Below are 20,905 nucleotides of genomic sequence, written 5' to 3'. Positions count from 1 at the left end.
GCCCCTTTCTGTGAGTTCTGTGTGAGTCCTCGGCGGGGTGGACGCCGTGGCGTGGTCTTTTCCGGCGGGTGCGGTCTTCGGCTCCCATGGAGCGTTCAGACTCGTGCAGGCCAGGCCCAGACCGGTGGGTGAGCCTGCGGTGGTGCGTGCGGTGATCGCGCGCACCACCGCACACCACCATCGGTTCTGGAGGCTTGATGATCGACGTTCGCGGGCTGACCAAACGGTACGGCGATGTCCTCGCCGTGGACGGGCTGACCTTCGCCGTCCGCCCCGGTGAGGTGACCGGATTTCTGGGGCCCAACGGGGCAGGGAAATCAACGACGTTACGCATGATCCTGGGCCTGGACGCGGCCAACTCCGGCACCGCCACCGTGAACGGGCGGCCGTACGCCGAGCAGCCCGCGCCCTTGAAAGCGGTCGGGGCGCTGCTGGACCCGGGGGCGGTGCTGCCGAGCCGCACCGCGTACCACCACCTGCTGGCGCTCGCGGCCGGCAACGGCATCCCGCGAGGCCGGGTGGACGACGTACTCGCGGAAGTCGGCCTGGAGAACGTGGGCCGGCGCAGGGCCGGGACGTTCTCGCTCGGGATGCGGCAGCGGCTCGGGATCGCCGCGGCCTTGCTGGGTGATCCGCCGGTGCTGGTCTTCGACGAGCCGCTCAACGGGCTCGACCCGGAAGGCATCGTATGGATCCGTTCGCTCATGCGGCGGATGGCCGCCGAGGGGCGCGCCGTGCTGATGTCGAGCCACCTGATGAGCGAAATGGAACTCACCGCGGACCATCTCATCGTCATCGGCCGAGGCCGTCTGATCGCGGACATGACGATGAAGGCGTTCATCGAAGCGCACTCCGACCGCGAGGTCCTGGTCCGCAGCCCCCGGATCACCGAGCTGCGCCGGATGCTGGCCACGGCCGTGAACGTACGCACGGATGGCCCGGACGGACTGCTGGTGACCGGTCTGGAACCGGCTGAGATCGGGGCGCTGGCCGCGGCCGGCGATGTGGAGTTGCACGAACTGACAGCACGTCAAGTGTCCTTGGAGCAGGCGTTCATGGACCTGACGCGCGACGCGCAGGAATTCCGGACGGAGAGGGCGGAGACGGCGGAGTCGGCGGAGAAGCCGGAGACGGTGGAGAAGCCGGAGCAGGCGGAGACAGGGGTGGGCCGATGAGCAGGATGGCCACGCGGGCCCGGGTGAGGGTCACGCGCACGCAGTTGAGGGCACGGGGCGGTGCGCTGGCGCGATGGCGACGGCCGCGCCGTTCGCCCGCGGTCCCGAAGCCGACCGACCGGGCGTCGTTCCGGCACTGTCTGCACGCCGAGTGGATCAAGATTCGTACGATGCGGTCGACCCTGTACGTGGTGCTGGGCACCCTCGCGTTCTGTGTGGGCCTCGCCGCGCTGAACGGCACGTCCGCCGGGACCGAGTACGCGGACATGACGCCCGCGGACCGGGCCACCTTCGATCCTCTCGCCGTCAGTCTGCGCGGGTACCTGCTGGCTCAGATCGCGCTCGGTCTCCTCGGCGGTCTGGTGATCACCGCCGAGTACGGTGCCCGCACGATCGTCGGCACACTGACGTCCGTACCCCACCGGGGCCGGGTGCTGGCGGCCAAGGCCGTGGTGCTTGTGGGGGTGGCGTTGCCGGTCGGGGTGCTGGTGTCGCTCGCCGGGTTTGTCGTCGGGCAGGCGTCGCTGGCCGGGGCGGACGCGCCGCATCTGGGACTGTCCGACGGGCTGGCGCAGCGCGGCATCTGGGGCGGCGGCCTGTACCTGGCGCTGGCCGCGCTGTTCGGACTGGCTATCGGCACCGTGATCCGCAGTACTACCGCGACGGTGACGACGCTGTTCGGCGTGATGTTGATCGTGCAGGCGTTCGCGCCGGCGCTGCCCGGAGCGGTCGGTGACTGGGTGACGAAGTACTGGCCGCCCATTGCCGGGGGCCAGATCATCACCGGTTACCGTGATCCGGAGCTGCTGGGGCCCTGGCCCGGGTTCATGGTCATGGCGGGGTGTGTGGTGGGTCTGCTGACGGCGGCGTTCATCGTCTTCCGCGAGCGAGACGCCTAGCCGGCTGGGAGAGCGGTAATGGACCTGCGGGCCGGTGGGGGCTGGTCGCGCCCGCGCGGCGGAGCCGCACATCGATACAGCCCCGCGGGGTGCCTCCGGCGGTGGGGCGGCTGCGGGTCCGTTGTGGCTGGTCGCTCCCCCACTCTCGGCTTCGCTCGAGCGGGGGACCCCCATCGCGGCGGAGCCGCAAATCGATGCGGCCCCGCGCCCCTTACCGGGCGCTCAGCGGGCGGTAGTAGGGGAGATTGGGGCGGGACGATCGGTCGGGGACGGGACGTATGACGACATCGCAACGGCTGCTGCTGGTGGAGGACGAGCCGACGCTGCGTGAACTGTTGTCGGCGAGCTTGCGGCTTGCCGGCTTCGACGTGGTTTCGGCCGCGACCGGCGCGGAGGCGCTGGACGCGATGGGGGTCCCCCCGCTCGAGCGAAGCCGAGAGTGGGGGAGTGACCGGCGCCCCGACCTGATCGTCCTGGACGTGATGCTGCCCGACGTCGACGGTTTCGAGGTCGTACGCCGGCTGCGTGAGCGGCATCCCGCTCCAGGAGCCGGTCACCCGCCGGTGCTGTTCCTCACCGCACGCGACGCGGCCGAGGACCGGATCAGCGGGCTCAGGGCCGGCGGGGACGACTACGTCACCAAGCCGTTCAACCTCGAGGAACTCATCCTGCGTATCCAGGCAGTGTTACGCCGCACCAGCGGCCGCCACCCGGACGGCCGGCTGATCGTCGGCGACCTGGAACTGGACCCCGACAGCCACCAGGTGACGCAGGGCGGGCAGCCCGTGCAGCTGTCCCCGACCGAGTTCAACCTCCTGCGGGTGCTCATGGAGAACGCCGGGCAGGTGCTGTCGAAGCCCCAACTCCTCGAACTGGTCTGGCACTACGACTTCGGCGGCGACGACAGCATCGTCGCCTCCTACATCAGCTACCTGCGCCGCAAGATCGACGCAGGCGAACCGAAGCTGATCCACACGGTGCGCGGCACCGGCTACGTACTGCGCAGGCCCCGGCCGTGAGCGCGTGGCGGTTACGCGGCCGGGGCGGACGACTCTCGCTGCGCGGCCGACTGGTGATCATCTCCCTGTCGCTGCTCGTGGTGGCCCTGCTCGGCAGCAATGCCCTGCTCGTCGCCCTCCTTCAGCGCAGCCTGGTCCAGCAGTTGGACGACCGGCTGCACACCGCGGCCACGGTGGCGGCGCGTCTGCCGGATGTGCCGGACCTGTCCGAGACACCGGGCGATACGGCACCACAGGTGCGCGACACCGTGGAACGCGAACTGACCGGAGACGTCCATCTCGCCTACCTCGCCCCGGACGGACACATACGGCGCATCCTTCGGCCGGCCACCGGCAGCGCACCCGAGCTGCCGACGCTCGACGCGGCCGCGGTCGACGCACGCGACGGTCAGCCCTTCGAGGCCCCGGCCGAGAACGGCGGCGCTGCCTGGCGAGTGATCGCCGCACCCTTGCGCGCGCCGGATGACGAGCGGCAGGGGCAACGCGCAGTGGCCGCGCAAGGCAGCGGGAGTGTCGTCGTCGCCGGCTCACTCGCCCAGGTAAACGCTACGATCCGTCAACTCGGCGTCCGCGTACTGGTCATCGACTCCCTGGTGCTGGCGCTGCTCGGCGGGGTCGGCTGGTTCGCCGTACGCGCCGGGCTGCGCCCGCTGCGCCGGATCGAGACCACCGCCGCGGCCATCGCGGGCGGCGACCTCTCCAGCCGCGTACCGACGCCGGCCTCGACCCGAACCGAACTGGGCCGCCTGTCCGCCGCCCTCAACGGCATGCTGGACCGGATCGAGGAAGGCGACGCCGCACGGGCCGCCACCGCCGAACGCATGCGCCGCTTCACCGCGGACGCCAGCCATGAACTCCGTACGCCCCTCTTCGGCATCAAGGGCTTCACCGAGCTGTACCGGATGGGCGGCATGCCCGAACGTACCGACGTCGACGCCGCGATGAGCCGTATCGAGCGCGAGTCCGCCCGGCTCGTCCGGCTGGTCGAGGACCTGCTGCTGCTCGCCCGCCTCGACGAGGACGCCGCCGCCGCGGATCTGCCCCTCCGGCTCACCCCCATGGACCTGCGCACCCTGGCCGCCGACGCCCTGCACGACCTGCGGGCTCTCGACCCCGGCCGCCCGGTCTCCCTCACCGGCCCGGGCGGCGGCCCGCCCGGCGGGGCACCGGTCCTGGGCGACGAAGCGCGACTGCGCCAGGTCACCTCCAACCTCGTCGGCAACGCCATCGCCCACACCCCGCCCGGCACCCCGGTACGGATCGGCGTCGGCACCCAAGACGGCCTGGCGGTCCTGGAGTTGTCCGACGAGGGCCCCGGAATGTCGCCCGAACAATCCGCCCGCGCCTTCGACCGCTTCTACCGCGCGGACACCGCCCGAGGCCGAGCAGAGGGAGGCGGAGCGGGCCTCGGCCTCGCAATCGTCGATTCCCTGGTGACAGCCCACCACGGCCGGGTGGAGATCAGCACGGCCCCGGGCGCGGGCGCCACGTTCCGCATCCTGCTGCCGCTGCATCCGTAGCGGGACGGCGATCTCGTGGCGCCAGGCCTGTTCAGGTGACCAGGCCTTGGCGGTAGGCGTACACGACGGCTTGGACGCGGTCGCGGAGGTCGAGTTTGGTGAGGATGCGGGAGACGAAGGTCTTGACGGTCTCCGGGCTGATCACGAGAGCTGCGGCGATCTCGCTGTTGGAGAGGCCGTCCGCGATGAGGCGAAGGACCTCCAGCTCGCGGGGAGTGAGCGGGATGTCGTGCGAGGTGCCCTCGGCGGGGCGGATGCGGGAGGCGTATCTGCCCACGAGCCGGCGCGTCACCTCGGGGTCCAGCAGCGCCGCGCCCGTGCCCACGGTCCGGATCCCGTGGAGCAGTTGGGCGGGTGGTGCGTCCTTGAGCAGGAATCCGCTGGCCCCTGCGCGCAGGGCCTCGTAGACGTACTCGTCCAGGTTGAACGTGGTCACCACGAGCACCTTGACGGGATGCGGCACCCCGGCACCGGCCAGCAGGCGGGTGGCCTCGATGCCGTCGAGTACCGGCATGCGTACGTCCATCACCACGACGTCCGGGTGCACCTGGCCGGCGAGGTCGACCGCGGCCTGCCCGTCCCCGCACTCGCCGGCCACCTCGAGGTCGGGCTGAGCGTCGATGATCGTCACCAGCCCGGTGCGGATCAGCACCTGGTCGTCACAGACCAGGACCCGGATCGGCGCGGTCACGACGGGCTCCCCGCAGGTATGCGCGCCCGTACGACGAAGCCACCGGCCGTCTGCCGGCCCGCGCTGAAGTCGCCACCCAGGACGTCGACCCGTTCGCGGAGACCGGCGAGGCCCCGCCCGCTGCCGCCGGGGGAGGCGGCCTGCGAGCCGGAACCGTCCGTACTGACCTCCACGGTGATCTCCCTTTCGGCGTGGCGCACCTGAACCGAAGTGCGGCTGCCGTGAGCGTATTTGAGGGCGTTGGTCAGAGCCTCCTGCACGACCCGGTAGGCCACGAGTTCGGCGCTGCCGGTCGATTCCGGCGGCGTGCCCTCCTCGGTGAATTCCACCGGCTGCCCGGCCCGGCGCGTCTGCTCCACGAGGGTGAGCAGTCGGCCGACGGCCGGCGTCCTGGCCTCGGCATGGTGGTCGCTGCCGTGGTCGGGGTTGAGCAGATCGAGCAGGTGCCGCAGGTCGGTGATGGCCCGTCGGCCGGTGTCGGTGACGGTGGTCAGGGTCTGGTCGAGGCGATCGGGCGCGGCGGTCAGGTAGCGCGCCGCCTCGGCCTGCACGACCATCGCCGTCACGTGATGGGTCACGACGTCGTGGAGCTCGCGGGCAATGCGGGTGCGTTCGGCGGTACGGGTGTCCTCGGCGACACGGAGGCGGCGTTCGGCCTCCGCGACCCGGGTGGAGCGCAGCCATGACCCGATGCCCCACGCGAGGACCAGCGCCAGGTAGAACATCACGAACCCGCTCAGCGGCTCGCCCGAACCGAGCCGGGAGAGCGCGACCGCCAGCAGCACATACGCCACGGAGAAGAGGAGCGCGGTGGTACGCCGGTGCCGTTCCAGATGGGCCCCCACGCTCAGCAGCGCGATGGGCAGCGCGGTGCCCGCGAGCGAGTGGTAGCCGCGGAGCTGGTCGACGGCGAAGCCGAGCGACACCAGGGTGAGACAGACGACCGGCCACCGCCGGCGCACGGCGAGCGGGAGGCATTCGAGGGCGATCGCCATGACGGCCAGCGCGTCGAAGGGACGGTCCGGCACGCCGCCGAGCTGCGTCCCGCGGGTGTAGAACGCCGGCAGGAGCGATGCGGAGAGGCACAGTACTCCGAGCAGGAGATCCCGGACCGTGACGTCGGACCGGCGCCACCAGTCCGGGACCCGTCGAAGGCTGATCATCGGGGGAGTTTCGCGGTGGCGTCGATCCGCTCGGCGCGCCGACGGCGGGGCACCACATGGCCACGCCGGTAGGCCAGCCACATGAACACGACCGTCGCCAGTACGCAGAACAGCACCGAGTACACACTTCCCTCCGGGCCGAAGTCTCCGCCGGTGAGCAGCACCGGGCCCGAGGTCGCGGAGTCCAGCAGTCCCTGGGGGGTGTCGTTGCCCGAGACCTCGGTGCTGAAGATGCCGGACGCGGCGAAGTTCCAGCCGAAGTGCAGGCCGATCGGCACCCACAGCTTGCGGGTGGCGACGTACGCGGCGGTCAGCATGCCGCCTGCCTCGATGGCGATGGCGGTGGCGCCCCACAGGCTGGCGTCAGGGTTGAGCAGGTGCGACAGACCGAACAGCGCACCGGTCAGCACCAGCGCGATCCACGTGCCGATGCGTTCTTCGGTGATCCGAAACAGGACGCCGCGGAAGATGAGTTCCTCCGTCACCGCGGCGGCGGCCATGAAGCCGAACAGCCCCACCGCGCCCGTCACCGAGCCCAGGCCGTCGACCTCGTAGTACCCGGAGGTGAAGAGGTTCACCATGACGGCCCCGAACAGCGCGGCGCCGATCAGCGTTCCGCGGACTGTCGCGGTCGCGGACCCCTCCAGGGCCACCTCCGTGGACGGGCGGTGCTCGGTCCGCCGTACCACCCACCCGTAGACAAGCACCGCGAGCACGGCTGTCGGGACGCCGACGACCAGTTGGAGCCACGGTTTGTCCTCCGCCGCGGCAAGCCCCTGACCACCGAGGAAAGCGACCGCCGCGACGGCCACGAGTTGCCAGACCAGCCTCATCAGAACTCCTACGCAAGATCCGCGACGGAGTGCCGCGGGCTGCGCAGAACGCTATGGATTCGACGGCCCGGAATCGTCACCACTCGGTGGACATCTGCGCGTAGCTCGCACGGGGGACAGACCCCACGGACCGGCCTGCCGCCGGCTCGTCAGCGGGTGAGCAGCAACGCGTCACCCACCGCCCGCTTGGTGCCGTCCGACGGCGAGTTGATCACCTTGCGGTGAGGATCTGCTGGACCTGCCGGGCCCGCCGGAAGGTGTCGTCCGGGACCGGCAGCCACGCGTAGAACCCGCCCAGATACTGTTCCATCTGCTTGTGGTGCGCAGATGATCGTGCGGAGCGGACGACCTCCAGGTCCGTGACCTCGTACTTCACGCCGGCTGCCGCAGGCCGGCCAGCGTCCTGCGGGCGGCGTGCGGCGGCGTCAGGTGTCGTAAACCGTGGAGCGATGTCCGACGTGGACGATCCACACCACCAGTTCTCCGTTGTCGATGGTGTAGACGACCCGGTAGTCCCCCACTCGCAGGCGGCGGCGATCAGGTTGGGACACGAGGGCGGTGGTGTTGAAGCCGAGGGGGTCGCTCTCCAGTTCCGTTAGTTTGGCGAGAATGCGAAGGGCCATTTCGCGGGGGATCTTCCGGAGCTCAGCCTGCGCCTCGGGGCGGAAGACGGTGCGGTATTCACTCACTGCGTGCCAGCGTCTCCTTCATCACGTCCTCGATTGGGACGCCGGCCGAGCGATTCGCCATACGCTCGTCGATGATCCGGTTGATCTCTCGCTCTTCCCATTGCTGGTACTGACGAAGGACATCAATCGAAACGACGGCGGCGACTTGCTTGCCTCGCCGTGTGATGACTGTGGGTTGGTCGTCGCGGTCGGCCCTCTCGACAACCTCGGCCAAGTGCGCGCGGACATCACGGATGGACTCTATGGGCATCTGCGTCATGCGCCCAAAGGTACCGAATGTTCCGTGTGTACACAACAGTGGCACTGGTGGGATGGCCGCGCCCAGCCCAGGGGATGGTGGTCCGTCGCGGACGTACCGCCGCCTCCAAGACCACCCCGCCACTGTCAGTCCCCCATGGAAAGATGTGCCTCCACCGCGGCAGACAGCACACAAGCGGTACAGAAGCGGCACAAGTACGGGGCAAAAGGGGCGGCATGGCAGTCGGTGAGGGGGCGGACAGCGGCCCCGTGTTCGCGCCTGTGGGGCGGAAGGCGCGGCAGGTTCTGGCGCGAGGCGAGCGGCTGCACAGCGACGCTCGGGCCGTGCTCGACGATCACCGGCGGGCGGTCGAGGAGATCCGGGCCGCCCTCACGCCGATCCAAGCCGACCTTGTCGTCGAGGAGTTGGCGGGGATTCCCGTTGCGCGGCTGAAGGATGCCACCGAGGGGCGGTTGCGGATTGCGGCCCTGGAAGCGGCCGGGATCGGGTCCGTGCGGGAGGTGTACGAGGCGAGCCGGTTCGAGTTGCGGCAGATTCCGGGGGTCGGGGCGCAGACCGCCGATCAGGCGCTTGCCGCGGCGCGGCAGATCGCGCGGGCGGTCGAGGAGACCGTGTCCGTACGGATCGATGTCGATCACCCGGAGCCCCGCACCACCGCTCTCGTGATCGCGCTCCGCCGGCTCGTCGAGGCCGGCCCCGAGCTGCGCCGCGCCGTGGACGCCGCCGAGCGCCTCGACCGGAAGCTGAAGGTGCTGCTTCCGGCGGCCCGGCCCGCCGGCGGGCGGCTGCGGATGGCGCTGACCAGGAAGGCCCGGCGGGAGAGCGCGCTCGTCGCGGTCGCGGAACTGCATCAGCTGACGGCCGATTCCAGGGACGTACGATTGCTGCTGGCGCAGGCCTCCACCGATCTGCTGCGCGAGTCCGCCTCCGAGGCCGAGGCATGGGTCGACTTCGAGCTGCGTTCCACGGAGTACTACAGCCAGCTCGCCGAAGTCGCCGGCAGCGCTCCCGACGTGGCGGCCGCCGAGGGCTTCCTGCCGGCGGAGGTTGCCGAGCGGGTGCATGCGCAAGGCCTCGACGACACCCACCGTCGGGTCTCGCTGCGCGGCTACCAGTCCTTCGGCGCACGGTTCGCACTCGCACAGCGGCGCGTGGTGCTCGGCGACGAGATGGGGCTCGGCAAGACGGTCCAGGCCATCGCCGTACTGGCGCACCTGGCGGCGCACGGGCACAGCCACTTCTTGGTGGTCTGCCCGGCGAGCGTACTGATCAACTGGACCCGCGAGATCCGCTCGCGCAGCACCCTGCGGGCGGTGCCCGTGCACGGTCCCGAGCGGCGGCGCGCGTACGCGGAGTGGAGCGAGCGCGGCGGCGTCGCGGTCACCACCTTCGACGTGCTGCACAGCCTGCCCACGCCGGACAGAGCGACCGCACCCCCGGCCGCACTCGTCGTCGACGAGGCCCACTACGTGAAGAATCCGGACGCCCGCCGTTCCCGCGCCGTCGCCGCCTGGACCGACCGGTGCGAACGGGTCCTGTTCCTCACGGGGACGCCGATGGAGAACCGCGTCCAGGAGTTCCGTACGCTCGTCCGCTACCTCCAGCCCGAGCTGGTGCCCCAGATCCAGGGAGGCGACGCGGTCGCGGGCCCGCACACCTTCCGCAAGTCCGTCGCCCCCGCCTATCTGCGCCGCAACCAGCAGGACGTACTCACCGAACTGCCCGCGCTGCTCCAGGTCGACGAGTGGGAGGAGTTCAGCGCCGCCGACCAGGATGCCTACCGCGAGGCGGTCGCCGCCGGGAACTTCATGGCGATGCGCAGAGCCGCGTATGCGAACGCCGAGCAGTCCGCGAAGCTGCAACGCCTGCGCGAGCTGGTGGCCGAGGCGGCCGAGAACGGACTCAAGGTGGTCGTGTTCTCGTACTTCCGCGACGTACTCGCCGTCGTCCAACAAGCCCTGGGCGACGGCGCGTTGGGACCACTGGCCGGTGGCGTACCTGCCGCTCGCCGACAGCAACTCGTCGACGAGTTCACGGCCGCCTCCGGCCACGCCGTGCTGCTCTGCCAGATAGAGGCCGGCGGCGTCGGCCTCAACCTCCAGGCGGCGTCCGTCGTGATCCTGTGCGAGCCGCAGGTCAAACCCACCCTGGAGCACCAGGCCGTGGCCCGCGCCCACCGTATGGGCCAGGTCCGCCCGGTCCAGGTGCACCGCCTCCTCGCCACGGACAGCGTCGACGACCGCCTGCTGCGCATCCTGGAGAACAAGTCCCGCCTCTTCGACGCGTACGCCCGCCGCAGCGACGTCGCCGAGGCGACCCCGGACGCCGTCGACGTCTCGGACGGCACCCTGGCCCGCCGCATAGTCGAGGAGGAGCAGCAGCGCCTGGCCGCCTAGGCGCTCCGCTGGATGCCGTTCGTTTGCTGCGGGCCGGTGGGGCTGGCCGCTCCCTCACGCTCGGCTTCTCCCCCACTCTCGGCTGCGCTCGAGCGGGGACCCCCATGAGCGGGGGACCCCCATGAGCGGGGGACCCCCATGAGCGGGGGACCCCATCGCGACGGAGCCGCACATGTCACAGCCCCGCCCCTTTGGGGCGGTGACGAACCGCACCGGACTCGCCGGATCCGTTCAGCGGATCCTCAAACTCCCTTACTTCGCCCGGCTCATCGCCCTTCGGCGCGATCCGCACGTACCGCGCTTTCGTGCTCGGCTCGTACGGCCGCCACCGCGACGGATGCCTGGAGGAGGGAGAGGAACGCGGCCGCGAGAAGAGGGGCGAGCGGACGGCGAGGGGTCACCGTCCGACTCTGCGGCGGCGGACGCCCCGGCACGGCACGCGCGCCGGGGCATCCCACGTACGGAGGCCGGAGCGGTTCCGGGCCGCCGGGGTCAGCCGATGCGGTCGGCCGGGCCCACCTCCAGCCATGTGCTGTGATTCTCCCCTGTGGATGTGCCGCTCGACTCCAGCATGTGGCCGGTCTCCGGGTCGATGACGCAGCGGACGGTTTGCCAGAAGAAGGTCCGCTTGCCCCCGTCGGCAGGGTGGACGATGACCTTCAGCGCTTTCGTGATCGCGGTGCCCGAGCGGCCCCTGCCGTCCTTGACCCCAGGGGTCAGCGTCACCCCGGGGGTGTCCGCGATGACGCGGAAGAGCGCGGAACGCAGCTCGGGGCTCGCGGGCGACGACTCCAGCAGATGCACGACCTCGTAGAAGCGCACCGCGGGGTCCTTCGCGAAGCGTGCTGCCAGCGCGTTCGGGTCGGTGGGCAGCTTGTCGAGTTCGGGCCAGATCAGGTGCCGGCCACCCACCCGCCACTTGGCGTGGTTCTCGGCCCACTCGCGCGCCTTGCCGTTCGCGTCCACGATCCAGGTGCGACCCGCACGGTCTACGTACCAGGTCTCCGCCCTCTTCTTGCCGCCCTTCACCGTCTCGGCATGGACCCTCCAGTACTTCGCCTGTGTCGCCGGGGCGTCTTCCGAGACCTCCGCCATGTCGTTCAGGAACGCCGAGGCCGCCGAGGCTGTCGAAGCCGGCTTTCCGCCCACGTTCAGCACGGGGTAGGCGACGGTGCCGACGGCGATCGCGGCCACCGCCGCCGCGGCGATCAGAACGCGGCGGCGGCGCGTGATGCGGGAACGCCGGGGGGCGGCGCCCGGTTCTCCGAGGGGGCCGGGGGTGGCGAGGACGACCACCGGCCTGTCGGGCGGCGGCGCGAGCGCGGCCGTCGGTCCGTCCCGGCGCGCGGCGGCGGGTACGACCTCCGTGCCCGTCTCCGGGACGTCAGGCACGGCCATGGTGTCCGAGGCGCGCGACAGCCGGGCGTCGCGCTCGGCCGCCTGCGCCAGCAGCGTCCGTACGGCCGTCGTCTTCTCCGCGGACGGGGGCGTCACCCGCCCCGCCAGGATCAGTTCGTCCGCTCCGGGAAAGTCGAGAAAGTCGTCGTGCTCGCTCATGCCAGGTCTCCAGTCAGTTTGAGAGGGGTGCCCGCGCGCATGCGGTTACGGGCCCGGTGGAGCCGGGAGCGGGCCGTCCCGGCGGGTATGCCGACCACGGCGGCGGCCTCCGTGGGCGTCAGCTGCTCCCAGGCGACCAGGAGGAGCAACTCCCGTTCGTCGGAGGGAAGTCGGGCGAGCTGGGCGCGCAGCCGGGGTGCCACGGCCGCCGCGTCGAGACGGTTGTCCACCGCCTCCCACGGGTCGTCGTGTGGGGCGGTCCCCTGCAGGCCGGGCCGGGCCGCCGCGGTGCGTCGCCAGTGCGCGGACAGTACGTTTCTGGCCACTCCGAACAGCCAGGCCCGCGCAGGCCCCCGGCCTGCGTCGAACCTGCTCCGCGTCGCGTACGCCTGAAGCCACAGCTCGGCGAGCAGATCGTCGGCGGCGCCGGGCGCGCGGCGCGCGAAGTAACCGTGCAGTGCCGCCGAGTGGCGTACCACCAGCGGTTCGAAGGCTGCCGGGTCCCGCGCCGCGCGGGCCAGCAGCTCCTCGTCGTCCAGGTCCGTGGTCACGAGACCTCCGTCTCCGGACCGCCGGTCGGCGGTCTCGTCCCTACTTGGCGGAACCCGCCGACAGCGTTCGCGCTCAGCTGGAAGGGCGGCATGCACCACCCCTGTTCGCGCCCCTCCCGCAGAAGCCATCCGGCACTGGAGTCATATGCGCAGGTTAGATGCGCCGTTTGGTGACGTTGTGTCATGACCGGTGGATGGCGCCTGCGTTACGTCCGTGCAGGGCCCTTGTGCAATTCCTGTGGAAGCCTCAATCTTTCGGCTGACGCACAGGGTTGTCACCGAACTTGGCATGACCCTGTCTTCTTTTGCGTGCCCGCACCAGCCCGCACCACCTGCGTGTGCTCCACCGGCACCACCCCCCACCAACGCGCCACCGATTGAGGAGGATCCCTCAGATGGCAGTGATGCGTCATGCCCGCCGAAGACTTGCCGGAATCGCCACCGGAATCAGCGCGACAGCCCTCGTCGCCGGCCTCGTCACCGCTCTCCCCGCCCAGGCCGCAGCGGCACCCGTCGGCCCCGTCCAGTACGCGGGCGCACCCGGGACGATCGCGAACAGCTACATCGTCACCCTCGACGCGGACGCCGCGAAGGCCGGTTCCGCCGAGGGCAGGGCACTCGCCAAGGAGTACGGCGCGACGATCGAGCGTACGTACAAGAAGGCGCTGAACGGTTACGCCGTCGAGGCCACCGAGGACGAGGCGAAGAGGTTCGCCGCCGACCCGGCCGTCGCCTCCGTCGTCCAGAACCGCACCTTCACCATCAGCGCGACCCAGCCCAACCCGCCCTCCTGGGGCCTGGACCGCATCGACCAGGCGGCCCGCCCGCTCAACCAGAGCTACACCTACGACGACACCGCCGGCGAGGGCGTCACCGCCTACGTCATCGACACCGGTGTCCGCATCTCCCACACCGACTTCGGCGGCCGGGCCGTCAACGGCTACGACGCCGTCGACAACGACAACACCGCCCAGGACGGCCACGGCCACGGCACGCATGTCGCCGGTACGGTCGGTGGCACCGCATATGGCGTCGCCAAGAAGGCGAAGATCGTCGGCGTCCGCGTGCTCAACAACTCCGGGCAGGGCACGACCGCGCAGGTCGTCGCGGGCATCGACTGGGTGACGAGCAACGCCGTCAAGCCGGCCGTCGCCAACATGAGCCTCGGCGGCCCCACGGACACCGCGATCGACGCCGCCGTACGCAACTCCATCGCCTCCGGCGTCACTTATGCCGTGGCGGCCGGCAACGAGTCGACGAACGCCTCGACCCGCTCGCCCGCCCGCGTCACCGAGGCGATCACCGTAGGCGCCACCACGAACACCGACGCCAAGGCCAGCTACTCCAACTTCGGCACCGTACTGGACGTCTTCGCGCCCGGCTCCTCCATCACCTCCACGTGGAGGACGAGCGACAGCGCGACGAACACCATCTCCGGTACGTCCATGGCGAGCCCGCACGTGGCCGGAGCCGCCGCCCTCTACCTGGCGGACAACCCCACCGCCACCCCGGCTGCCGTCCAGACCGCCCTGGTCAACTCCGCCACCACCGGAGTCGTCACCAGCCCCGGCACCGGCTCGCCCAACCGCCTCCTGCGCGTAGGCAGCGGCGGCGACACCACCCCGCCGCCCACCGGCTCACGCTTCGAGAACGGCGACGACTACGCGATCAGCGACAACGCCACGGTCGAGTCACCGCTCACGGTCACCGGCGTCACGGGCAACGCACCCGCAGCCCTCAGCGTCCCGGTCAGCATCGTCCACACGTACATCGGCGACCTCCAGGTCCAGCTGATCGCCCCCGACGGCACCGCCTACACGCTGAAGGCCTACGGCGCGGGCGGCTCCACCGACAACATCAACACCACATACACCGTGAACGCCTCCTCGGAGACCGCGAACGGCACATGGAAACTCCGGGTCAGCGACAACGCGGCGCAGGACACGGGGCGGATCGACTCGTGGGCCCTGCAGTTCTGAGCCCTGATCAGTAACGCACCTTCAGTAGCTCATCATCAGTAACCCCCGTCCTCGCGGTACGGCTTCGGGTCCGTGACCCAGCCCGCCGCGAGGACGAGGCGCGAGGTGCGGTGGACGGCGAGGAAGGCGAAGGGACGGTCGAAGGCGGCCCTGATCGTGGTAGTCACATGGCCGGGATCCAGTCGCGCGCTGCCGGGTGCAGCGGCGACGGCCGTGACCGCCGCCGCGCGGAAGCCAAGGGCACCGAACCTCGCCATGGTGGACTGCTGGGCCGATCCGATGGCCAGCGGGGAGCCGCTGATTCCGGGGAAGTGCCCGTACGCGGTGTCACGCGCCGTCGTGAGACCGAACAGCTTGTGCAGCTCCAGCAGATCGTGGTGCGCCGCCATGTCGTACGCCATCGTCGTGACGTCGAGAGTCGGCAGCCGGGGGCTCATGCAGCGTTCCTTGTCGACGCGCAGGCCGGGTCCCGCTTCGCCGTACGGGAGTTGAGAGCCGGATGTGACCGGGTGCCCGTGGTTGAGGAGGCTCACGCCCGCACTCAGCACCTGCCCCGGAGTCATCCGCTCCTCGCCGAGCAGGAGATGGACGTCGATACCGGTCGTGCCCGGCACCTTCAGCTCGGTGACGAATCCCTCCGGTGTGTCCGCCACGCCGATCGGGTCCAGCAGGACGCTGCTACGGCGCAGCCCCAGGAGCGTACGCCCATACCACGGTCCCGCCTGCGGCCTCACCGGCCACTCCTCGAAGGGGTGCTGCCATTCCGTACGCATGGCCAGCGCACTCGCCAGGACCAGCTCGGTGTCCGGCGTCAGCACAACCGGCATACGCTCGATCAAGCCACCGGTCCGCTGCACCGACCACGCGTCAAGGGCGGCGTGATCGGCCCCCTCGTCCCCCGTGAGCACCCCGTGCGTCTGCGCCGGCAGCCCTTGCGCCCACGCCTCCCGCAGCTCCAACGTCCGCTTCGTCCACAGCCCAAGGGCCGAATCCAGCCCCCGCATCCCGCCCAGGGCCCCCATCAACTCCCGCCCCGCGGCCGCCGCTTCCTCGGCCGGCAGCCCCACCGCCTCGGCCAGCTCCGCGCGCGCCGCACCACCGGCACCGTCCGCCAGAAAGGCGAGCAACGGCCAGACTCCGGCGGCCGAGAAGACCGTGTCGCCACTCGCCGCCCCGGCCCACCGCGCCGTCAGCCCGTTGACCGCGCCGACCGTCGTCCCGGCCAGCACACCTGACGCGCTCGTCATCCGCGTTCCGCCCCCCTCAGCCCCACACATACGATGCGCCTGTCGTACGTCAGTTCCCGCACCGCTCGGACGAGGAGCACGGTACTAGTGGCCATACCTCCGCCCCCTGGGCCCCAGCAGCCCCCAGGCGGCCAGTACCCGCCTCCACCAGGCCCGTACGGCGCGCAACCCGGCCCCGGACAGGGACCGTACGGCTACCAACCCTGGGGCCAACACCCCCCGTACGCCCCCTTTCCTCCCCCTCCCGCTTCCCTCAACGGCTTCGCCATCGCCGCACTCGTGCTCGGCATCCTCTGCTTCCTCCCGCTGATCGGGCTGATCCTCGGCCTCATCGCGCTGGTGCAGATCAAGAAGAAGGGCGAGCGCGGCAAGGGAATGGCGATCGCCGGCGTGATCCTCTCCTCGCTCGGCACCGCCTTCCTCGTGTTCGCGTTCGCGAGCGGCGGGGCGGCCAAGTTCTGGGAGGGCTTCAAGGAAGGCGCACGGGAGGGCGCGACCTTCTCCGTCGACAAGGGCGAGTGCTTCGATACGCCGGGCGGCTCGTTGGAGGGCATGGCGTACGACGTCGAAAAGGTGCCGTGCGCGGGTAAGCACGACGGCGAGGTCTTCGCGAACTTCCAGATGGACGACGGCGATTACCCGGGAGACGCCGCCATCAACCAGGCCGCAGACGACAAGTGCTACACGCTCCAGCACGCATACGCGATGGACTCCTGGGCCGTGCCGGAAAACATCGCCATCTACTACTTCACCCCCACCCGCCAGAGCTGGGACCTGGGCGACCGCGAGATCAGCTGCCTGTTCGGCAACACGGACGCGTCGGCGGGCCTGACCGGCTCACTGCGCAACGACGAGACCACGCTCGACGCCGACCAGCTCGCGTACCTGAAGGCGGATCAGATCCACAACGAGGCAATGGAGTCGGCGCCCGCGGAGGCGTACCCCGAGGACGACCTGCCCGGTCACAAGCAGTGGGCGACACGCGTCTCCGGCGCCCTGACCGAACAGGTGGACATGCTCCGCGCCCACGACTGGGACGCCGAAGCCCAGGGCCCGGTCGCCACGCTGGTCAAGGACCTCGACACGGCCCGGAAGGAATGGCAGCAGGCCGCCAAGGCCACCGACCCGGACACCTTCTACGAGCACTACGAGAAGGGCGCGACCCTCACCGACCCCCAACAGGCCGTCACCGCGCGCAAGGCCTTGGGCCTGGCCACGGACCCGCCGAGGTACTACGAGGACGGAGAAGACGCCGGAGGCGGCGGCGCCGAGGTGTGACGCTCGGCCATATCGGAGAGAAAGCCCCTGGTAAAGACCCACCCTGCCCCGCTTCATCACATCGAGTGATTCTCTGGCCTTTACTTGCTCGGTACAACCCTCGGTTGCCACCCTGTTGCTGTCTGTACAACCTGATGGGAGCGGCCAGTGGCATTCGGTGAGCAGCCGGCGTACCTCCGCGTCGCGGGTGATCTCCGCAAGAAGATCGTCGACGGCTCCCTGCCACCCCACACCCGGCTCCCGTCCCAGGCCAGAATCCGCCAGGAGTACGGGGTTTCGGACACGGTCGCCCTGGAGGCCCGCAAGGTGCTGATGGCCGAGGGCCTGGTCGAAGGCCGCTCGGGATCCGGTACGTATGTCCGCGCGCGTCCCGTGCCGCGCCGCATCGCCCGCTCCGGGTACCGGCCGGAGACCGGCGCCACGCCCTTCCGCCAGGAGCAGGCCGATGCCGAGGCGCGCGGCACGTGGGAGTCGCACAGTCGGCAGGCCGAGGCGAGCGCCTCGATCGCCTCGCGGCTGGCCATCGCTCCGGGCGATCGCGTGATGTGCACGCAGTACGTGTTCCGGGACGCGGGGGAGCCGATCATGCTCTCCACGTCGTGGGAGCCGCTCGCCGTAACCGGCCGTACGCCCGTGATGCTCCCCGAGGAGGGGCCCCTCGGGGGCATGGGCGTGGCCGAACGCATGGCGGCGATCGACATCGTTGTGGACAACGTCACGGAGGAAGTGGGCGCGCGGCCGGGGCTGGCCGAGGAACTCGCCGCCCTCGGCGGCGTTCCCGGCCACGTGGTGCTGATCATCCAGCGGACGTTCTTTGCCTCCGGCCGGCCGGTGGAGACGGCGGACTTGGTGGTACCTGCTGACCGGTACCGGGTGTCTTATCACCTGCCGGTTCGGTAGCTGGGCTACCTCACCGGAGGGTGGGTCTGGGAGCCCACGGGGGTGGTGGGTTCGGTTCATGGGCGACTGCGGGCCCATCGTGGGTGGTCGCGTATTCCCCAGTCCCGCCCCTTCCCGGCTGTGACAATTTGCGGCTCCGCCGCGTGGGGGGTGGGGGGGCTGCGCCCCAGGCCCCGCTGCCTCCGGCGGGGCGGATGGGGCGCCTTCGGCGGGTGGGTGGGTTCTTGGGGTGGGTGGGGAGCCTGCCGCGGGTGGGTGGGGTGCCTACCGGGGTGGGGGGTGACAGTGGTGTCGCGGCTGCGGGTGCGTTGGGGCTGGTCGCGCAGTTCCCCGCGCCTAAAGGCAAAAGCCTGCGACTGCCCGTGGCCGGGAAGGCGCCCGCACTCGAGCAGCCCGTGGCCGGAAAGGCGCCCGCACCCGGGCAGCCCGTGGCCGGGAAGGCGCCCGCACCCGGGCAGCCCGTGCCCGGAAGGCGCCCGCGCCCCGAGCATGCCCGCGGTCCGAAAGGCCGCCGGGGGGGAGCCCGCGCCCCCATGGCCCCGCAGCCGCCCACGGCGGCAAGGGGACGGGGCGGGGGTGTGCGCCCGCAGCGGCCGGCGCGCCAACACCGGCACCCCCTACCAGCCGACAGCAACGCGCGCCGGTCCGAGGACGGACACCCCCGACGCGGCCCCGCACCCACCACGAACCCCAAGGGGCGCGGGGCTGTGACATATGCGGCTCCGCCGCGTGGGCGCGACCAGCCACACTCAACCCGCAGCCGCCCCACCGCCGGAGGCACCACGCGTGGGCGCGACCAGCCACAACGGCGCCGCCAGCCGACAATGAACCCAACCGCCCAACCGCCGGAGGCACCCCGCGTGGGCGCGACCAGCCACAACGGGGCCGTCAGCCGACAGCGAACCCAACCGCCCAACCGCCGGAGGCAACCCGCGTGGGCGCGACCAGCCACAACGGCGCCGTCAGCCGACAGCGAACCCAACCGCCCAACCGCCGGAGGCACCCCGCGTGGGCGCGACCAGCCACAACGGCGCCGTCAGCCGACAACGAACCCAACCGCCCAACCGCCGGAGGCAACCCGCGTGGGCGCGACCAGCCACAACGGCGCCGCCAGCCGACAACGAACCCAACCGCCCAACCGCCGGAGGCAACCCGCAATCCACGAACCCAATCTGTTAAAACCCATGCGCGCAGCGTGAAGGTTAGGCGTAGGCTCGGGCATATGCGGATTGCGGTTTCCTTAAGGGGCGGGTCAGAACGCGGAGCGCGACGCAGAGGGGGAGCGCGATGAGCGACAGCGGCACCAGCACCCTGCCCTGGCTCGTCGTGCGGCGCGACGACAACGGCAACCGCTACACCGTCAGCCGATGCGCCACCAGGATCGAGGCCGAGAAGATCGCGGACCGTCTCGACCGCCACGGCAAGAACCACAGCCACAACCACAACAACAACCACCTGTACTTGATCGAGCGCATCGAACAGAGCAACGGCGGCGACCCCCAGAACCGCCGAAACGGCACCCCGTAGGCACCCCATAAACTCCACCGCATGACGGAACGGACCGTGGTGGTAGGAGCCGCCGTACTGAGCGACGACGGCCGCCTACTCGCCGCCCGCCGCAGCGCACCCCCGGACCTGGCCGGCCGCTGGGAACTCCCCGGCGGCAAGCTCGAACCCGGCGAGACCCCCGAACACGCCCTCGTACGCGAGCTGCGCGAAGAACTCGGCGTAGCGGCGGAGCCGGTCACGCGCATCCCGGGGGAGTGGCCCCTGAAGCCCCCGTACACCCTCCATGTCTGGACCGCCCGCCTGCTCCCCGGCTCCGCCGACCCCAAACCCCTTGAGGATCACGACGAGTTGCGCTGGCTGACTCAGGACGAGATCTGGGACGTCGACTGGCTGGATCAGGACGTACCGGCCGTCATGGAGGTAGCCCGCCACACCTGGGCAGCCCCCGCACGGGAGGCGTGAGCCCTGCCCCAAGGGGTACGCGGATGCCGCCACACCTGTGACATACACAACGCCGCACGCTGACGCGCGCAAGCGCAGGAGGCCGTGCGCGCGGGCCGCTGGGCCCGCGCCGGCACGCCACGGGGCCCAGCGGCCCCGTGCGACGCAGGCACGCGCCTCGTACGCCACGCAGGCACGCACCCCAAGCGTCACGCGGGCACGCGCCCGACACGCGCAAAAGGCCCCCACACGCCCTGCGTGCCACAGCAAGCCCCACCGCACGGTACTGCGCCCCGCATACCGGGTATATCCCCATTAACCCCACGAAACCGGACTGCATCCGCTTCAAGCCCGGGAGTGATCCGCGTGATCCACACCGATGGCAAAGTTGCCGAGTGGACCTTCCCCGCGGATCCAGGCTCCGTAAAAACCGCCCGTTCCTTCGTGCGCAGCCAGCTGCACGCCTGGGGCCTCGATTCCCTGGGTGACGTGACCGCGCTGTTGGTCAGCGAGCTGGTCACCAACTCCCTACAGCACGCCATGGGCCCCATCGACGTACGCCTCGTACGCCCCACAGGCCCCCGCGGCGGCCTGCTCGTGGAAGTGTCCGACCCCCTGCCGGACCTCCCGCACGAGCGCGCCGCGCACGCCGATGACGAGGGCGGACGCGGTCTCCACCTGGTGGCGTGCTCCTCGCGGCGCTGGGGAACCCGGCCCGGTGCGACGGGCAAAACGGTGTGGTTCGAACTGGCCCCGCCGGGCTGAACGCGAGCCGCTCGCGAGCCGCTCGCAGGCCGAG

21 protein-coding genes are annotated in these 20,905 nt (G+C 70.8%); 11 read left to right on the top strand and 10 right to left on the bottom strand.

Going from position 1 to position 20,905, the window contains the following annotated elements:
• Nucleotides 1-197: 197 nt before the first annotated feature.
• From OHT21_RS15515 to OHT21_RS15500, 4 genes are all read left to right on the top strand, one after another.
• A complete protein-coding gene (locus OHT21_RS15515) occupies nt 198-1,175 on the top strand; it encodes an ABC transporter ATP-binding protein (RefSeq protein WP_328768893.1) in 978 nt (325 codons plus the stop codon).
• Entirely contained in the window at nt 1,172-2,074 is a 903-nt protein-coding gene (locus OHT21_RS15510; protein ID WP_328768892.1) for an ABC transporter permease, read from the top strand. Before OHT21_RS15515 ends, OHT21_RS15510 begins: the two co-directional genes overlap by 4 nt.
• Nucleotides 2,075-2,352: 278 nt before the next feature.
• The gene (locus OHT21_RS15505; RefSeq protein WP_328768891.1) at nt 2,353-3,093 is read left to right on the top strand and encodes a response regulator transcription factor; all 741 of its coding nucleotides are present in this window, start codon (nt 2,353-2,355) and stop codon (nt 3,091-3,093) included.
• A complete protein-coding gene (locus OHT21_RS15500) occupies nt 3,090-4,613 on the top strand; it encodes a sensor histidine kinase (protein WP_328768890.1) in 1,524 nt (507 codons plus the stop codon). Before OHT21_RS15505 ends, OHT21_RS15500 begins: the two co-directional genes overlap by 4 nt.
• A gap of 31 nt (nt 4,614-4,644) precedes the next feature.
• Here OHT21_RS15500 and OHT21_RS15495 read toward each other — a convergent pair whose 3' ends face one another.
• From OHT21_RS15495 to OHT21_RS15470, 6 genes are all read right to left on the bottom strand, one after another.
• Nucleotides 4,645-5,304, bottom strand: coding sequence for a response regulator transcription factor (locus tag OHT21_RS15495; protein WP_328768889.1), 660 nt, complete (start codon nt 5,302-5,304; stop codon nt 4,645-4,647).
• Entirely contained in the window at nt 5,301-6,467 is a 1,167-nt protein-coding gene (locus OHT21_RS15490; protein WP_328768888.1) for a sensor histidine kinase, read from the bottom strand. Before OHT21_RS15490 ends, OHT21_RS15495 begins: the two co-directional genes overlap by 4 nt.
• Complete coding sequence (locus OHT21_RS15485) at nt 6,464-7,300, bottom strand: CPBP family intramembrane glutamic endopeptidase (RefSeq protein ID WP_328768887.1); 837 nt, start codon at nt 7,298-7,300, stop codon at nt 6,464-6,466. The genes OHT21_RS15490 and OHT21_RS15485 overlap by 4 nt, the downstream gene beginning before the upstream one ends.
• 211 nt (nt 7,301-7,511) lie before the next feature.
• Entirely contained in the window at nt 7,512-7,676 is a 165-nt protein-coding gene (locus OHT21_RS15480; RefSeq protein ID WP_328768886.1) for a hypothetical protein, read from the bottom strand.
• 49 nt (nt 7,677-7,725) lie between these two features.
• The gene (locus OHT21_RS15475) at nt 7,726-7,989 is read right to left on the bottom strand and encodes a type II toxin-antitoxin system RelE family toxin (RefSeq protein WP_328768885.1); all 264 of its coding nucleotides are present in this window, start codon (nt 7,987-7,989) and stop codon (nt 7,726-7,728) included.
• On the bottom strand, nt 7,982-8,248 hold the full coding sequence (locus tag OHT21_RS15470; RefSeq protein ID WP_328768884.1) for a type II toxin-antitoxin system Phd/YefM family antitoxin: 267 nt from the start codon (nt 8,246-8,248) through the stop codon (nt 7,982-7,984). Before OHT21_RS15470 ends, OHT21_RS15475 begins: the two co-directional genes overlap by 8 nt.
• A gap of 215 nt (nt 8,249-8,463) precedes the next feature.
• On the opposite strand from OHT21_RS15470, the gene OHT21_RS15465 reads away from it, so the two are divergent.
• Entirely contained in the window at nt 8,464-10,644 is a 2,181-nt protein-coding gene (locus OHT21_RS15465; RefSeq protein ID WP_328768883.1) for a DEAD/DEAH box helicase, read from the top strand.
• Nucleotides 10,645-10,910: 266 nt separating this feature from the next.
• On the opposite strand, the gene OHT21_RS15460 is transcribed toward OHT21_RS15465, so the two are convergent.
• From OHT21_RS15460 to OHT21_RS15450, 3 genes are all read right to left on the bottom strand, one after another.
• Nucleotides 10,911-11,045, bottom strand: a complete 135-nt coding sequence (locus OHT21_RS15460) for a hypothetical protein (protein WP_328768882.1) — start codon at nt 11,043-11,045, stop codon at nt 10,911-10,913.
• Between the two features lie 91 nt (nt 11,046-11,136).
• Nucleotides 11,137-12,201 (bottom strand): CU044_5270 family protein, encoded by a 1,065-nt coding sequence (locus OHT21_RS15455; RefSeq protein ID WP_328768881.1) that lies wholly within the window; start codon nt 12,199-12,201, stop codon nt 11,137-11,139.
• Complete coding sequence (locus tag OHT21_RS15450; RefSeq protein ID WP_328768880.1) at nt 12,198-12,752, bottom strand: RNA polymerase sigma factor; 555 nt, start codon at nt 12,750-12,752, stop codon at nt 12,198-12,200. Before OHT21_RS15450 ends, OHT21_RS15455 begins: the two co-directional genes overlap by 4 nt.
• A gap of 395 nt (nt 12,753-13,147) precedes the next feature.
• Between OHT21_RS15450 and OHT21_RS15445 the strand changes: the two genes are divergently transcribed.
• Entirely contained in the window at nt 13,148-14,731 is a 1,584-nt protein-coding gene (locus OHT21_RS15445; protein WP_328768879.1) for a S8 family peptidase, read from the top strand.
• 35 nt (nt 14,732-14,766) lie between these two features.
• Here the strand turns inward: OHT21_RS15445 and OHT21_RS15440 are convergent, their stop codons facing one another.
• On the bottom strand, nt 14,767-15,978 hold the full coding sequence (locus OHT21_RS15440; RefSeq protein WP_328768878.1) for a serpin family protein: 1,212 nt from the start codon (nt 15,976-15,978) through the stop codon (nt 14,767-14,769).
• Between the two features lie 279 nt (nt 15,979-16,257).
• On the opposite strand from OHT21_RS15440, the gene OHT21_RS15435 reads away from it, so the two are divergent.
• The 5 genes from OHT21_RS15435 (at nt 16,258) to OHT21_RS15415 (ending at nt 20,871) form a co-directional block, all read left to right on the top strand.
• Nucleotides 16,258-17,256, top strand: coding sequence for a DUF4190 domain-containing protein (locus OHT21_RS15435; protein ID WP_443050368.1), 999 nt, complete (start codon nt 16,258-16,260; stop codon nt 17,254-17,256).
• A 147-nt stretch (nt 17,257-17,403) separates the two neighbouring features.
• Entirely contained in the window at nt 17,404-18,156 is a 753-nt protein-coding gene (locus tag OHT21_RS15430) for a GntR family transcriptional regulator (protein WP_328768876.1), read from the top strand.
• Between the two features lie 1,287 nt (nt 18,157-19,443).
• On the top strand, nt 19,444-19,683 hold the full coding sequence (locus tag OHT21_RS15425; protein WP_328768875.1) for an SPOR domain-containing protein: 240 nt from the start codon (nt 19,444-19,446) through the stop codon (nt 19,681-19,683).
• 21 nt (nt 19,684-19,704) lie between these two features.
• Complete coding sequence (locus OHT21_RS15420) at nt 19,705-20,127, top strand: (deoxy)nucleoside triphosphate pyrophosphohydrolase (RefSeq protein ID WP_328768874.1); 423 nt, start codon at nt 19,705-19,707, stop codon at nt 20,125-20,127.
• Between the two features lie 336 nt (nt 20,128-20,463).
• On the top strand, nt 20,464-20,871 hold the full coding sequence (locus OHT21_RS15415) for an ATP-binding protein (RefSeq protein ID WP_328768873.1): 408 nt from the start codon (nt 20,464-20,466) through the stop codon (nt 20,869-20,871).
• Nucleotides 20,872-20,905: the final 34 nt, after the last annotated feature.

Origin of the sequence: Streptomyces sp. NBC_00286 (genome assembly GCF_036173125.1) — a bacterium.
Lineage (GTDB): Bacteria > Actinomycetota > Actinomycetes > Streptomycetales > Streptomycetaceae > Streptomyces.
The sequence above is the reverse complement of the archived record's forward strand: the minus strand, read 5'-3'. Positions and strand labels throughout refer to the sequence as shown.

Coding starts and splice junctions, on each gene's coding strand:
- OHT21_RS15515 (WP_328768893.1), top strand. CDS start 198: ATGATCGACGTTCGCGGGCTGACCAAACGGTACGGCGATGTCCTCGCC.
- OHT21_RS15510 (WP_328768892.1), top strand. CDS start 1,172: ATGAGCAGGATGGCCACGCGGGCCCGGGTGAGGGTCACGCGCACGCAG.
- OHT21_RS15505 (WP_328768891.1), top strand. CDS start 2,353: ATGACGACATCGCAACGGCTGCTGCTGGTGGAGGACGAGCCGACGCTG.
- OHT21_RS15490 (WP_328768888.1), bottom strand. CDS start 6,467: ATGATCAGCCTTCGACGGGTCCCGGACTGGTGGCGCCGGTCCGACGTC.
- OHT21_RS15485 (WP_328768887.1), bottom strand. CDS start 7,300: ATGAGGCTGGTCTGGCAACTCGTGGCCGTCGCGGCGGTCGCTTTCCTC.
- OHT21_RS15470 (WP_328768884.1), bottom strand. CDS start 8,248: ATGACGCAGATGCCCATAGAGTCCATCCGTGATGTCCGCGCGCACTTG.
- OHT21_RS15465 (WP_328768883.1), top strand. CDS start 8,464: ATGGCAGTCGGTGAGGGGGCGGACAGCGGCCCCGTGTTCGCGCCTGTG.
- OHT21_RS15455 (WP_328768881.1), bottom strand. CDS start 12,201: ATGAGCGAGCACGACGACTTTCTCGACTTTCCCGGAGCGGACGAACTG.
- OHT21_RS15445 (WP_328768879.1), top strand. CDS start 13,148: ATGGCAGTGATGCGTCATGCCCGCCGAAGACTTGCCGGAATCGCCACC.
- OHT21_RS15440 (WP_328768878.1), bottom strand. CDS start 15,978: ATGACGAGCGCGTCAGGTGTGCTGGCCGGGACGACGGTCGGCGCGGTC.
- OHT21_RS15425 (WP_328768875.1), top strand. CDS start 19,444: ATGAGCGACAGCGGCACCAGCACCCTGCCCTGGCTCGTCGTGCGGCGC.
- OHT21_RS15420 (WP_328768874.1), top strand. CDS start 19,705: ATGACGGAACGGACCGTGGTGGTAGGAGCCGCCGTACTGAGCGACGAC.